Source organism: Guptibacillus spartinae, assembly GCF_028610625.1.
In the GTDB taxonomy this organism is placed as follows: domain Bacteria; phylum Bacillota; class Bacilli; order Bacillales; family Guptibacillaceae; genus Guptibacillus; species Guptibacillus spartinae.
This window is the reverse complement of sequence record NZ_JAQQWU010000001.1, coordinates 482,033-496,060: the sequence shown is the minus strand read 5'-3', so window position 1 is coordinate 496,060 and position 14,028 is coordinate 482,033. Positions and strand designations below refer to the sequence as shown.

The following is a 14,028-nucleotide window of genomic DNA, read 5'->3' as shown; positions in this document are numbered from 1 at the left end:
TACTTGTTATTGCGATATTAGTTGCTTCGATTCTTCAAGCCTGACAGAAACGAGTCGGGACACTCCTGACTCCTGCATCGTTACCCCGTAAAGAACATCAGACTCTTCCATTGTACCTTTTCTGTGCGTAATCACAATAAACTGCGTTTTTTCACTAAATTGCTTTAAATATTTTGCAAAGCGTCCTACGTTCGCATCATCTAATGCCGCTTCTACTTCATCCAGTACACAGAACGGTACGGGACGTACTTTTAAGATCGAAAATAGAAGAGCAATGGCCGTAAAGGCTCGCTCTCCTCCTGAAAGGAGAGCGAGATGCTGCAGTTTCTTCCCCGGTGGCTGCGCCAGTATATCGACCCCTGTCGAAAGGAGGTTATCCGGATCAGTGAGGACAAGGTCTGCCTTTCCTCCACCAAATAATTCTTTGAAAACGATTTGGAACTGCGCACGTATTTTTGTAAACGTCTCTTCAAATCTTTTTTTCATTTCCTGATCCATTTCGTCAATAACCGCATAAAGCGTTTCTTTTGCCTGTAGAAGGTCCGCTTGCTGTTCACTAAGAAATGTATAACGTTCATTAACCCGATCGTATTCATCAATTGCGCCAAGGTTCACCGTGCCAAGCTCATCAATTTCTAATTTAATAAGCTTTAGCTTTCGCCTTGCATCTTCGGGTTCGAGCGAAAGAACATGTTTTTCCTTTGCGGCTTCGTATGTTAACTCATATTCTTCACTTAAAATCGCCAACCTGTTCTCAAGTTCAACATCCAAACGATTAATGCTAACTTCAACAGCCTGCATTAATCCTGAGAGCTGCTTGTCCTCCGCCATAAGAGAATCAAGTTTCGCACTAACTGCTTCAATGTCTTGTTGCAAAGCAAGTTTTATTTCTCGCTCGTTTTGAAGCGACTGAAGCAATTTATCTTTCTCAGCTCGAAACGATACAATGTTTTGGTCCAGTTTCTCTTCTCCATTAGAATTAGAAGACATGGCTTCCGTTAAGAGCGTGAATTCTTCTGTCGTTTCAGAGAGCTGCGTATTCGTCTCATTTTGTTCTGTTGTTAAACGATCGAGCGTTTCTTTTTGATTTTGGAACGATTGCTGATGCTCAGCAACTTTTACTTTCAACTCAGTAATCTCCGTTTGAATTGTTTCACGAGAGGTTTGCTGAGTTTGTTTCTTTGCAGTTAAGTTATCTATTTTACTTTCTAGAGTTGCTGCTTGTTTCGTAATCGTTTCGAGGCGCTCAGTAAGATAGACATGACGCTTTTGATGCGTTTCAATTTCCTCTTCAATCGCTTTTTTCTCACGATCATATAGCTGAAGACGTTCGTTCGAATTTCGTTCGTCTCCTTCAATTGCTCGTAAGTCTCCTAAGAGAGACTGCTCTTCTAATCTGAGATTTTCACCACGCTCTCGCATCTCATCTAGCTTTTCTTCTAGATTAGCTAAAGCGACTTTATCCTTCTTGATCTCTTGCTCGACACCCGTTGTCTTTTTCTGCATGTCTTCAAGTTTTTTAATCAGAATTTCAAGATCACGCTGACGGCTAAGTAGAGATGAAGATTTCTGCTTAGCACTACCACCACTCATGGAGCCGCCTGGATTGACAACATCTCCTTCTAGCGTAACAATCCTCGTGCGATATTGCATGATTTTCGCTAGTTCATTCGCGCCTTTTAGTTCTTTGGCAACAAGAACTGATCCTAGTAAATTTTCCATGACAGCCTGATACTTCGTATTATAGGTGATGAGGTCAGACGCAACGCCTACGAACGCCTCGTTTTGTTTCACACGTTCTAAGTCATAGCTTGATATCTTGCGTGACTTCACGACTGAGAGCGGCAGGAAAGTAGCTCGTCCGGAACGATTTTTTTTCAAAAACGCGATCGCCTGTCTCCCCGCTGCCTCATCGTGTACGACAACATTTTGCATGGCGCCGCCGAGGGCCGTTTCAAGCGCCGTTTCGACTTCCTTTGGCACCGTAATCAATTCGGCTACCGCTCCTTCAATACCCGATAGCTCGTCACGAGCTTTCAGCACTTCTTTAACGCCCTGGAAGAATCCAGCATAATCGTCCTGCATCTCTTCTAACATTTCTTTTTTTGATTTATATTGTTGAATATATTGATACGCTTGATAGAGCTTCGATTCTTTCTCCCCTAGCGCCTTCTTTTTCTCTTCTACATCATGTTTACTTTTATAAAAGTGGGACACGTGAGCTTCGAGCTCTTGTTTTGACTGAGCTAACTTGGCTGAACGTTCTGCTTTCTTTTCGTCAACCGCGCTTCGCTCTTCAATATATTTATGATTATCCCCATCGAGGCGCTCTTTACGCTGATTGAGTATTGACAGCTGATCTTGAAGATAACGATGTTCGTTTCGGATAGACGCCTGCTCGTTTAGCAGTTCAAAGTAATCCGATTTCATTCGATCAAGCTCTTGTTCAATATCCTGCTCAATATCAGATAGAAGTTCCGTTTCTTTTTTCAAACTAGTCTTTAAATCACCTAATTCTTTCTTTTGGTGATCAAATCGGCTGCGATGATGCGCGATTTCTTTTTCGTAATATCTTTTTTTCTCTTGTAAGAACGTGATGCGCTCCTGAAGATTTGATCGATTTTGGTGCGCATTTTTTTTTCGTTCTTTTAGAACTTCTTTTTTTCCTTCAAGTTTCTCAAGCTCTTCACTTGTATCAAGAAGCTGTTGCTGATAGGTCTCTAGGTTATGCTCAGATTGGTCAAGCTTTTGTCTCCCACTTGCTAACGCGTTCTTCTTTTCAGCGATTGCGTCATTTAGCGTACGTTCCTTCGATTTTAAAGACTCAAGCTCTTCCTTCTTTAAGTTCCATGCTTGGTGATACTCTTCAATTTCATGGACGGTGAGAGCTGCTTCAATCTTCTCGAGATCCTCGCGTTTCTGCAAATAATCCTTTGCGATGGATGCCTGCATCCGAAGTGGCTCTACTTGATCTTCTAATTCATATAAAATATCCTCAACCCGATGCAAGTTATCTTCCGTTTCCTTTAAACGCGTTTCTGCCTTTGTTTTCCGAGTTTTGTATTTTAAAACCCCTGCCGCTTCTTCGAATATTTTACGACGTTCTTCCGATTTACTACTTAGTATCTCTTCAATTCTTCCCTGACCGATAATGGAGAAGGATTCCTTCCCAAGACCTGAGTCCATGAACAATTCAATAATATCTTTTAGCCGACACGTTTGGTTATTTAAGAGATACTCACTATCTCCCGAGCGATAAACGCGTCTCGTGACACTAACTTCATTATAGTCAATCGGTAAATATTGATTCGTATTATCAAGTGTGAGCGTTACTTCCGCTAAATTAACCGCTTTTCTTGTATCGCTTCCTGCGAAAATAATATCTTCCATTTTGGCGCCTCTTAGTGACCTCGCAGACTGTTCACCAAGCACCCACCTAATTGCGTCATTAATATTACTTTTGCCGCTTCCGTTTGGACCGACAACTGATGTTACTCCTGGGACAAACTCAACTGAAATACGATCGGCAAATGATTTAAAGCCGACTACATCTAATCGTTTGAGGAACATCATCTTTCCCCCTCATCTGTTTCATCTATGTATGCAATAAAAGCACTTTTCATTTCTCTAACTGTCTTATTTTATCATAAAACAATGACCACTACGATACTGGGCAAAGACATGTTACAATAAGGAAAACCCATAAGGAAGACTACACTGTAGGGTTTGTACATAATATGACGCAGCGTCATTGAATTACGAATAAGGCAGGTGGAACTAATGGATCTTACGATTAAATCAGAAGAAAACCTCGCGTTTATGGTCGAAAGCATTAAAGAAAAAATGCAAGTGATCAATGCTGGGATGATTAAACCCGAATCATTCGATTTATCTTCTTATGATGACATTCATGAAATCTATGTCATGCTAAACAAGAAGCAATCACTTAGCGTAGCAGAAATGCAAGCCATTTTAGCTGAGCTTGGTAAAATGCGCGCTTCTTAAACAAAGAGAATACTAATGAAAAAGAATCCTGAGCTCAGGATTCTTTTTCATTACGTTCTTTTAAATTTAAAAGTGCTTTTTGTGCAGCCATTTGCTCAGCTTCTTTCTTTGAGCGTCCGACCCCTACACCAAGGTCATTGCCATTCAACATAACTTTCGATGAAAACTCTCGGTTATGTGCGGGTCCTTTTTCATCGGTAATGACATAATCAATGACTCCAAGGCTTTCACGCTGAATCACTTCCTGAAGCTGGCTTTTGTAATCCATCACATGAGAAAAAGCACCGGCATTAATTTTCGGATAAACAAACTTCTCAAGAAATTCAAAGACGACTTCAAGACCACGATCAAGATACAAAGCACAGACGAATGATTCAAATACATCCGCTAGAAGAGCTGGGCGCATTCTTCCACCTGTCATTTCTTCTCCCTTGCCTAGTAACACAAGATGCCCAAAATTCAGGTCGTTCGCAAATTGTACAAGTGATGGTTCACATACAATTGCTGCTCTAAGCTTCGTTAACTGTCCTTCACTCATATTTGGGTACTTCTCATACAAGTATCTTGATATTGTGAGTTCAAGTACGGCATCTCCAAGAAATTCGAGACGTTCATTATCCATTTGCGGATGCAGTCGATGCTCATTCACATAGGATGAATGGGTAAAAGCTTGAAAAAGAAGCTGTTCATTTTCGAACGATACACCAATTTCCTCTTGAAAAGCAGTGAATTGCGATCTGATTGCCTCTCCAACCACGAGTTGTCGTGAATGCTTAGGTTTGAATCGTCTGGCTCTCGTTTTTGGTGAATGTTTTGATTTGGACATAGATACCTCCACGACTTATCACTTTCATCTTTGTACTCTGGAGCTTACATAACAGGAATAAAACCCCGTCAAGCGGGGCTTATTCCATCACTTCAGGATCACCCGAAGATTATTGATGGCTGTTTATGTAATCAATTACATCGCCAACTGTTACAATTTTCTCAGCATCTTCATCAGAAATTTCAAGATCAAACTCATCTTCAAGTTCCATGACTAATTCCACTACATCAAGGGAATCGGCACCAAGGTCGTCTTTGAAAGAAGCTTCTGGTTTAATCTCAGATTCTTCAACTCCAAGACGATCAACGATAATCTTTGTTACACGCTCTAGTGTATCTGCCATTAGACTCACCTCCCCTCAAGCTATTATAGGATATATAAAACAAAAAAACTAGATGTTGATCAAAAAGTTACATGATCATGCCGCCATCAATATGAAGTGTTTGGCCAGTAATATAATTGGCGTCATCCGAAACAAGAAACTTCGTTGCTTTGGCAATGTCCTCTGCTGCCCCAAGTCTCCCGAGTGGAATTTGCCCTTTCATCCCACTTTTCACTTCGTCAGAAAGGTCATCCGTCATGTCCGTTTCAATAAATCCAGGTGCTAGAGCGTTGACCGTAATGTTACGACTTGCAAGCTCTTTCGCCGTCGTTTTTGTTAAACCGATGACACCAGCTTTAGCTGCTACATAGTTCGCTTGACCAGCATTCCCGGCTACACCTACGACAGACGCTACATTGACAATGCGTCCGTAGCGCTGTTTCATCATTTGACGAGTAACAGACTTCGTGCAGTTAAAGACACCTTTTAAGTTTGTGTCGATCACGGAATCCCACTCTTCTTCCTTCATTCGCATAATCAGGTTATCACGCGTAATGCCGGCATTATTCACAAGCACTTCAAGACTTCCAAAGGTTGAAACAACTTCTTTAATCATGCCCTGAACTTCTTCCATACTTGCTACGTTTGCTTTAATCGCAATCGCATTCCCACCAGCTGCTTTAATTTCATCCACTACGCTATTTGCTTTTGCCTCACTGCCTGCATAGTTCACCGCTACATTCATACCTTCTTTTGCTAGTTCTAAGGCTATAGCACGTCCAATTCCACGAGAAGCACCTGTTACAAGTGCCGTTTTGTTTTCAGCCATCGATTATTCCTCTCCTAACTTTTCAATGAGTTGATCGAGCTGTTCTGGTGTTCCAACTGCATGAACCGATGCACGACGGTTTACTTTTTTAACGAGACCCGAAAGGACATTACCTGGACCGATTTCGATAAAGGTATCCACGCCAAGATCCATTAGCTTTCTTACAGTATCTTCCCAGAGTACAGGAGAATAAATTTGTTCCAATAGATGTTTTTGAATCTCTTCACCTGAAGTTGATGGTTCAGCTGTTACATTTGCAATCACTGGAATCGAAGCGTCTTTAACATCAATCGCTTCTAGAATCGCTTCTAGTTGATCTGCCGCTGGCTTCATCAGACTAGAATGAAACGGTCCACTTACTTGAAGTGGAATCACCCGTCTAGCGCCATTTTCTTTGGCAACTTCTGACGCTTTTTCAACACCAGCTTTTGCACCGGATATTACGATTTGTCCCGGACTATTCAAGTTTGCAAGTTGAACTGTCGCAGTGGAAGCGGAAACCTCATCAACTACTTTTTGCAATTCTTCTCTTTCCATCCCCATAACCGCTGCCATTGCTCCTTCGCCTGAAGGAACAGCTTCTTCCATGTATAATCCACGGTTTCTTACAGCGAAAACAGCATCTGAAAACGAAAGCGCACCAGAAGCAACAAGTGCCGAGTATTCTCCAAGACTATGACCAGCCGTATAGTCTGCTGTAATTCCTTTTTCACGAAGTGCTTCAAGAACGGCCACACTCGTTGTTAAGAGCGCAGGCTGTGCGTTTTCAGTTCGCGTTAACGTCTCAATTGGACCGTTCATAATTAATTTTGTTAGTTCAAAGTTAAGGCGATTGTCTGCCTCTGTAAACACATCTTTCGAAACCTCGTAAGCTTCCATAAACTCCTGTCCCATGCCTACAGCCTGTGAACCTTGCCCTGGAAATAGAAATGCCGTTTTACCCATTATTGATCTCCTTCCTTTTTAACAAGAGATGTTTGTATTGCAGACACTACATTACCCGTTACCATCATTCTAGCTTGCTTAATCGCGCTATACACTGCTCTTCCATTGGAGGAGCCGTGTGCTTTAATGACAGGAGCATTAAGGCCAAACAACCCTGCGCCCCCATACTCAGAATAATCGAGCTTTGTTGATAAGTTTTTAAGTTTAGGCTTCAAAACACCAGCCGCGACTTTACTAGTAAACGAGCTTGTAAGCTCTTCCTTTAGCATTTTAAACATCGTTAAAGCGGTACCTTCGATGGTTTTTAGAACTAAATTCCCAGAAAAGCCATCGCATACGACTACATCCGCTTCGTTACCAAGAATATCTCTTGATTCCACGTTACCTACAAAGTTCAGGCCACTGTCCTGTAAAAGGGTAAACGCCTGCTTGCTTAACTCATTTCCTTTTCCTTCTTCTGTACCGATATTTAATAAACCAACGCGAGGATTTTTGACACCACGCACTTTCTCGGCATAAACAGAACCCATATGAGCATATTGAAGGAGGTGCTCTGGTTTAGCATCCATATTGGCACCGACATCAAGGAGAACAAATCCAGCTTCATCGATCGTTGGAAGCGTCGGAGCTAAGCCGGGTCGATCAATTCCTTTAATACGTCCTACGTACAGTAAGCCAGCTGCCATGAGTGCGCCAGTATTCCCTGCCGATATAGCGGCGTCTGCGCGTCCTTCTTTCACTTCATTAACAGCCAGTACCATTGAAGCATTCTTCTTGCGTCGAACAGCTTTAACTGGCTGATCCTCTGAAGAGATATATTCCTCTGTATGTAAAATTGTTACCCGATCTTTGTTTCCTTTTAAAAGCGGATTGATCTTTTCTTCATCACCAATAATGGTAACAGATAAATCATTAAAAGTTTCAATCGCTTCATATACACCTTCTATTATCGCATCGGGGGCATTGTCTCCACCCATTGCGTCAATTGCAAGTCTCATTTTCAAACAACTTCCCTTCAGGATTTAGTCGAGCGATACATCACAAATTCTCCAGAAAACACATTCTCATTCTGGACATAGCTATTCACTTCGACCGTCGTTCTATCTTTTTGTTGATCAGTCACGACAGCTTTTGCGACGACTCGTTCTCCTTCTTTCACCTGACTGGAAAAACGAATGTTTGCTTTCGCTGTCAAAGCGAGCTCATCATTAATAATAGCTACCGCAAGTGAATTCGCCTGGGCAAAAAGATGGTGCCCTCTTGCGATTTTGTTACGAGAAAAAACGTGTTCTGGTCGAATATCAAGGATTGAAATGGCACTTTCATCAAGCTGAAGATCAATGATTTGGCCGATCACTTCATCAATCGGGAGAGCCTTGACTTCATCAAGCTGTTGTTGAGCCACATACTTAATTCTTTCTCTAAGCTCTGGAATGGAAAGCTCTAAACGGTCAAGTCTGATGGTTTGAATGCTTACGCTGAATTTTTCAGCAAGCTCTTCGTCTGTAATAAAAGGGGTGCTCTCAATCGTTTCCTTTAGCTGACTTTGCCGATCTTTCTTACTCCTTTTCATCTACTACCGCCGCCTATCTAGCATTAATAAACGGATAAAGAGGATCACGTGATCCTCTTTATCTCAGTCTTATGACTAGGTCCTAAAAGGTAGTATATACTGTGAGGTATGATTATGCAAGTTAATCCAGCTTTTCCCCACTTAAAACGCCTTGCTCAGTGAGATAGTCTCGTAAACTACGATAGGTTTCATCTTCCCAGAAAGCGGTAGAGTCAACAAGAGCGGCGGCATCATTTCGAGCCACTTCAAGTACGCGATAATCATGAATTAAATCAGCGACTTTAAATTCAGGTAGCCCACTTTGCTTTCGACCAAAAAAATCGCCAGGACCACGAAGCTCTAAATCACGCTGTGAAAGAACGAACCCATCATTGGATTCCGTCATGATTTGCATACGCTCTTTCCCAACTTCTGATTTTGGATCAGCAAGTAGCACACAGTAAGATTGCTCACTACCTCGACCAACGCGCCCTCGCAGTTGATGGAGTTGCGCCAGGCCAAAGCGTTCTGCATCATAGATGACCATAATCGTTGCATTTGGAACGTTTACTCCTACTTCTACAACAGTAGTAGATACGAGAAGCTGGACAGCACTTGTACTAAACTCTTCCATCACTTCTTCTTTTTCATCTGAACTTAATCTGCCATGCATTAATCCTACTTGATAATCTGGGAGGGCCGTTTGCATTTGAAAATGGACGTCGATCGCATTTTGCACATCAAGCTTTTCCGATTCTTCAATTAGTGGGCAAATAACATAGCCCTGCCTTCCCTGATCTAGTTCTTTTTTCATAAAATCAATGACACGAGTTAGCATGTCTGGCTTTGCCCAATACGTTTCGATCGGTTTACGTCCCGCAGGCATTTCATCGATCGTTGACACATCCATGTCTCCGAACACGGAAATAGCGAGCGTTCTTGGAATAGGGGTTGCCGTCATATACAGAACGTCAGGGCTTAGTCCTTTTTCTCTTAACACTCTTCGCTGATTCACTCCAAACCTGTGCTGTTCATCTGTAATGACAAGCCCAAGATTTTGGAATACCACTTCATCTTGTATCAACGCGTGTGTACCGATTAGGAGGTCTACTTCTCCACTTGCAAGACGCTCTAAGATTTCGCGACGTTTCTTCCCTTTTACAGACCCCGTTAACAATTCTACATTCAGTCTTTCACCAAGAAGCTCCTGAAAAGATTCAAAATGCTGTTCAGCTAAAATTTCTGTCGGTACCATTAAGGCACCTTGATGCCCTGCAAGGTTAGATGCGTATAACCCAATTGCAGCTACCACCGTTTTACCAGAGCCAACATCCCCTTGAAGCAAACGGTTCATACGATAAGAACTCTCCATGTCTTTCAATATCTCGTCCACAACACGATTCTGAGCTCCTGTTAATGGGAAAGGAAGACTTTGAACAAACTCATCTAACTTCTTTTTCTCAAAAACTTGGGAAGCCCCTTTTGTGCTTTCCCGCTCCCTTTTTCTGAACACTTGCATCTTAAGCTGAAACTGAAGTAACTCCTCATAAACAAATCGGCGTCTCGCCTGTTTAAGTCCTTCATGGGATGGTGGAGCATGCATGATCATAACCGCATCTTTTCGTGGCATCAACTTATATCGTTCGAGCATTTGCGGCGGGAGGTTTTCTTTGATTTGCTCTCCAAACTGGTTCAGCGCTAGCTGAATATAACGTTTCATCGCTTTAACCGTTACGTCTCCGCCAACATGGTAGATTGGCTCAATCGTTCCGTCAGGATTATGACTTGAAAACGTAATTTCGTTTGCTGAAAGCGTCATTTTATGCTGATCCCATTTTCCTGTTACCGTAACGATCTGACCTAAAGTAAACTGCTTTTTTAAGAACGCACGATTAAAAAAAACGGCTGTTATGAGGAATTTTCCTACTAACAGCCTTACGGACAATCGTGATTTCTTCTTTCCATAAAAGCGGACTACTGGTTCACTATGAACTTTACCTTCAAGTGTTGCTCGTTCTTCGTGCTTTACATCAGCCAAATCTTTGAGTTCATAATCTTCATAACGAAACGGGAAATATTCAATTAAATCTTGTATTTTATGAATTCCAATCGATGAGAGAGAAGCCGCTTTCTCATCACCAATCCCTTTTATTTGTGTAATCCGATCGTCCATTCCTTCTCACTCATTTCCTATCAAGAGATACTCCAAAAATCTTCGCTTCGAGCTCACGACCTGTTGGGGTTGCTGCAAGCCCCCCTTGCGCTGTTTCTCGAAGAGCAGATGGCATGGTTTGGCCAATTTTATACATCGCATCGATGACTTCATCACAGGGAATGCGACTTGTAATACCAGCTAAAGACATATCTGCTGCAACTAATGCATTAGAGGCTCCCATTGCATTACGCTTAACACACGGCACTTCTACAAGACCTGCTACAGGATCACAAACGAGACCAAGCATGTTTTTAAGCGCAATCGCAAATGCATGAGAAGACTGTTCAGGAGTCCCACCCATTAACTCTACAATCGCTGCTGCTGCCATGCCTGTGGCCGAACCGACTTCAGCCTGACAGCCTCCAGCAGCACCAGAAATCGAAGCATTATTCGCTACAACAAATCCAAATGCACCAGAAGTAAAGAGGTATCTTACCATTTGCTCTTCCGTAGGATTTACTTTCTCACGTATCGCAAATAGCGTACCAGGTACAACTCCTGCTGATCCTGCTGTTGGGGTCGCGCAGATTGTTCCCATCGCTGCGTTCACTTCGTTTGTTGCAATCGCTTTACTCACTGCATCAAGCATCGTGTGACCGGACAAAGAATTTCCAGATTTCATATAGTCTTGAAGAAGGACAGCATCTCCTCCTGTTAATCCCGAGTGAGAGCGAACGTCTTCCGTAATGCCACGTTCAACTGCCTGCTCCATGACAACAAGGTTGTTCTTCATTTGATTGTATACTTCTTCACGTGTATTGCCTCTGAAATCCATTTCCTGTTCAATCATAATTTCTGAAATTGGCTTATTTTTCGATTGTGCTAGTTCTACTAATTCTGCTACGTTACGAAACATACCCATTCCTCCTCTATACCTTAATCGCTAATTTTTGCGACTTGAATAATATTCGGTAATGACTCTACTTCATCTAACACGACTTGTGGAATGTTCTGATCAACTTCAATCGTCATTAGAGCTTCTTTCCCTTTTTCTTTACGAGAAACATTCATATGACCAATATTTATCTCATGCTTAGCCAACGTATTTGATACGCCTGCAATGGCTCCAAAACGGTCATTGTGAACAACAAGTATAGCTGGACTATTCCCAGATAGACCTAACGCAAATCCGTTTAGCTCAATGACCTCTATTTTACCTCCACCGATGGAAATGCCAACAAGCTCAAGTTCCCCCTTTTCATCAGAGAGATGAATACGGGCCGTATTCGGATGATCGGTAACGGCATCTTCCTCTGTAAAACGAACTTTGATTTTCTTTTCTTTCGCGATTGTAAGCGCATTCACGATTCTCTCATCATAAGTATCAAAATCGAGCACTCCACCGATCAGTGCTACGTCTGTACCATGGCCTTTATAGGTTCTTGCGAAGGATCCGTATAGTGAAACTGTGATCGCTTTAGGCTCACGACCAAAAAGGTGTCTTGCCACACGACCAATTCTTGCGGCTCCAGCGGTATGGGAGCTTGATGGACCAATCATCACAGGACCAATAATATCAAATACACTGCGAAACTTCACGTTGTTGCCACCTCTCTGCTTGCTTTATTTAACAAAAGGAGTTCTATACAGAAAAAGAAAACCTGGCTAATGCCACGTTTCTTTTTCCGCAACTATTTTATCAATTTTACTCTACGGCCATAATATACGCATATATCGGTTGTTTGCCTTCATGAAGTTCCACTTCAACATCTTCGAACTGTTCTTCAAGATAGGCTACAAGATTTTCTGCTTCTTCTTGCTCAGCGTCTTCCCCGTAAATAACCGTTACAATTTCATCGTCTTCTGAAATCATCGTGGATAAAAGGGATTTCGCTACTTCCAAACGATCTTTTTCGGAAACAACGATTTTACCATCAGCAATCCCCATAAAATCGTCTTTTGCAATATCAATCCCGTCTATCTTAGTGTCGCGCACTGCAAACGTGACTTGACCAGATTTAACGGCTGAAAGGCTTTCTTTCATTGCACTTTCGTTCGCCTCAGCATCTACAGAAGGGTTAAACCCAAGGAGACTCGAAATCCCTTGTGGAACCGTTTTAGAAGGAATGACTATCACATTTTCATCTACAACAGTAGCAGCCTGCTGTGCCGTCATCACAATATTGCTATTATTTGGCAAGATGATAATGTTCTCAGCGTATACTTCTTCAATTGCTTTAATGATATCTTCTGTACTTGGATTCATTGTCTGTCCGCCTGGAATCACAAAATTAGCACCAAGACTTTCAAAAAGCGCAGCAATTCCTTCGCCCATTGAAACTGTAATAATTCCGTATTTCTTACGTTCAGCAGGTTTTGCTGTCTGCTGTGGCTTTGGACGCTCTTCATTGACGATCGTTGAGTGCTGCTCACGCATGTTCTCGATCTTAATCTTGATTAAGCTCCCGTAATTTTGTGCATACGTCATAATATTCCCTGGATACTCTGTATGCATATGTACTTTCACGAGATCATCATCAGAAACAACTAACAAGGAGTCGCCGTGCTTATCAAGTTCATTTCGAAATGCCTCTTCATCATATGGCGATTTTGCCAGCTTATCTTCTTCGAATTGAACCATGAACTCCGTACAGTATCCGAATTCGATATCCTCTGTTTTCATATGCCCCTGAGCACTTTTGTGGTGCTCAGCACGCACGAGCTCGTCCATCTTTTCTTCATCAACGGAAGAATCAGGCGTTTCTTTTCCTTCTAAAACGGCAAGGAATCCTTCATAGATAAGCAATAGGCCTTGACCGCCAGAATCGACAACGCCAACTTCTTTTAATACGGGAAGTAGATCAGGTGTGCGGTTTAAAGATTCTTTTCCTTCTTTCACTACAACCTGCATGAGCTCCACGACATCAGGTATTTTCTTGGCAGACTTTACTGCTTTACGAGCCGCATCCTTAGCAACAGTAAGAATTGTGCCTTCAACCGGCTTCATAACCGCTTTATAGGCAGAATCCACTCCATTTTCAAGTGCAGCAGCTAATTCTATGCTTGTAATCTCAGACTTTCCTTCAATTGCTTTAGAAAACCCGCGAAATAACTGAGAAAGAATCACGCCAGAATTACCACGTGCCCCCATTAATAAGCCTCTTGCAAAAAGAGAGGCCACATCTCCTACTTTATCTGAGCTGCTTGATTTTACTTCACTAGCTCCTGATGTAATCGTTAAGTTCATATTCGTACCAGTATCTCCATCTGGCACAGGGAAAACATTCAGCGCATCGACCATTTTGGCATTTTTCGAAAGGTTATTCGCCCCTTCAAGGACCATTTGCGCAAAACGCTTCCCATCAATCTTTTGAATCGTCACAGACTTTTCCTC

12 protein-coding genes are annotated in these 14,028 nt (G+C 42.2%); 1 reads left to right on the top strand and 11 read right to left on the bottom strand.

All coding sequences use genetic code 11. From position 1 onward, the window contains the following. Positions 1-6: 6 nt before the first annotated feature. Positions 7-3,570 (bottom strand): chromosome segregation protein SMC, encoded by a 3,564-nt coding sequence (smc, locus tag PQ511_RS02615; RefSeq protein ID WP_273850375.1) that lies wholly within the window; start codon positions 3,568-3,570, stop codon positions 7-9. 210 nt (positions 3,571-3,780) lie between these two features. On the opposite strand from smc, the gene PQ511_RS02610 reads away from it, so the two are divergent. Beyond that, on the top strand, positions 3,781-4,005 hold the full coding sequence (locus PQ511_RS02610; protein ID WP_224600142.1) for a DUF1128 domain-containing protein: 225 nt from the start codon (positions 3,781-3,783) through the stop codon (positions 4,003-4,005). Positions 4,006-4,039: 34 nt separating this feature from the next. Here the strand turns inward: PQ511_RS02610 and rnc are convergent, their stop codons facing one another. The 10 genes from rnc to PQ511_RS02560 all read right to left on the bottom strand — a co-directional run bounded on the left by rnc (position 4,040) and on the right by PQ511_RS02560 (position 14,016). Next, entirely contained in the window at positions 4,040-4,831 is a 792-nt protein-coding gene (gene rnc, locus PQ511_RS02605) for a ribonuclease III (protein ID WP_273850374.1), read from the bottom strand. A gap of 109 nt (positions 4,832-4,940) precedes the next feature. Further along, positions 4,941-5,174 carry an acyl carrier protein gene (gene acpP, locus PQ511_RS02600; RefSeq protein ID WP_048309824.1) on the bottom strand — a complete coding sequence of 78 codons (234 nt, stop codon included), beginning with the start codon at positions 5,172-5,174 and terminating at the stop codon, positions 4,941-4,943. A gap of 67 nt (positions 5,175-5,241) precedes the next feature. Continuing rightward, entirely contained in the window at positions 5,242-5,982 is a 741-nt protein-coding gene (gene fabG / locus PQ511_RS02595; RefSeq protein WP_273850373.1) for a 3-oxoacyl-[acyl-carrier-protein] reductase, read from the bottom strand. 3 nt (positions 5,983-5,985) lie between these two features. Beyond that, the gene (fabD, locus tag PQ511_RS02590) at positions 5,986-6,927 is read right to left on the bottom strand and encodes an ACP S-malonyltransferase (protein ID WP_273850372.1); all 942 of its coding nucleotides are present in this window, start codon (positions 6,925-6,927) and stop codon (positions 5,986-5,988) included. Beyond that, positions 6,927-7,925, bottom strand: coding sequence for a phosphate acyltransferase PlsX (plsX, locus tag PQ511_RS02585; RefSeq protein WP_273850371.1), 999 nt, complete (start codon positions 7,923-7,925; stop codon positions 6,927-6,929). Before plsX ends, fabD begins: the two co-directional genes overlap by 1 nt. Positions 7,926-7,942: 17 nt before the next feature. Further along, the gene (fapR, locus tag PQ511_RS02580) at positions 7,943-8,500 is read right to left on the bottom strand and encodes a transcription factor FapR (protein ID WP_273850370.1); all 558 of its coding nucleotides are present in this window, start codon (positions 8,498-8,500) and stop codon (positions 7,943-7,945) included. Between the two features lie 121 nt (positions 8,501-8,621). After that, the gene (gene recG, locus PQ511_RS02575; RefSeq protein WP_273850369.1) at positions 8,622-10,652 is read right to left on the bottom strand and encodes an ATP-dependent DNA helicase RecG; all 2,031 of its coding nucleotides are present in this window, start codon (positions 10,650-10,652) and stop codon (positions 8,622-8,624) included. A 10-nt stretch (positions 10,653-10,662) separates the two neighbouring features. Beyond that, positions 10,663-11,550, bottom strand: coding sequence for an L-serine ammonia-lyase, iron-sulfur-dependent, subunit alpha (sdaAA, locus tag PQ511_RS02570; protein WP_273850368.1), 888 nt, complete (start codon positions 11,548-11,550; stop codon positions 10,663-10,665). Between the two features lie 20 nt (positions 11,551-11,570). Continuing rightward, complete coding sequence (sdaAB, locus tag PQ511_RS02565; protein WP_273850367.1) at positions 11,571-12,233, bottom strand: L-serine ammonia-lyase, iron-sulfur-dependent subunit beta; 663 nt, start codon at positions 12,231-12,233, stop codon at positions 11,571-11,573. 106 nt (positions 12,234-12,339) lie between these two features. Next, positions 12,340-14,016, bottom strand: a complete 1,677-nt coding sequence (locus PQ511_RS02560; protein WP_273850366.1) for a DAK2 domain-containing protein — start codon at positions 14,014-14,016, stop codon at positions 12,340-12,342. Positions 14,017-14,028: the final 12 nt, after the last annotated feature.

Bases quoted from the DNA above. Each gene is read 5' to 3' on its own strand.
- smc (WP_273850375.1), bottom strand. From the start codon at position 3,570: ATGTTCCTCAAACGATTAGATGTAGTCGGCTTTAAATCATTTGCCGAT.
- PQ511_RS02610 (WP_224600142.1), top strand. From the start codon at position 3,781: ATGGATCTTACGATTAAATCAGAAGAAAACCTCGCGTTTATGGTCGAA.
- rnc (WP_273850374.1), bottom strand. From the start codon at position 4,831: ATGTCCAAATCAAAACATTCACCAAAAACGAGAGCCAGACGATTCAAA.
- acpP (WP_048309824.1), bottom strand. From the start codon at position 5,174: ATGGCAGATACACTAGAGCGTGTAACAAAGATTATCGTTGATCGTCTT.
- fabG (WP_273850373.1), bottom strand. From the start codon at position 5,982: ATGGCTGAAAACAAAACGGCACTTGTAACAGGTGCTTCTCGTGGAATT.
- fabD (WP_273850372.1), bottom strand. From the start codon at position 6,927: ATGGGTAAAACGGCATTTCTATTTCCAGGGCAAGGTTCACAGGCTGTA.
- plsX (WP_273850371.1), bottom strand. From the start codon at position 7,925: ATGAGACTTGCAATTGACGCAATGGGTGGAGACAATGCCCCCGATGCG.
- fapR (WP_273850370.1), bottom strand. From the start codon at position 8,500: ATGAAAAGGAGTAAGAAAGATCGGCAAAGTCAGCTAAAGGAAACGATT.
- recG (WP_273850369.1), bottom strand. From the start codon at position 10,652: ATGGACGATCGGATTACACAAATAAAAGGGATTGGTGATGAGAAAGCG.
- sdaAA (WP_273850368.1), bottom strand. From the start codon at position 11,550: ATGTTTCGTAACGTAGCAGAATTAGTAGAACTAGCACAATCGAAAAAT.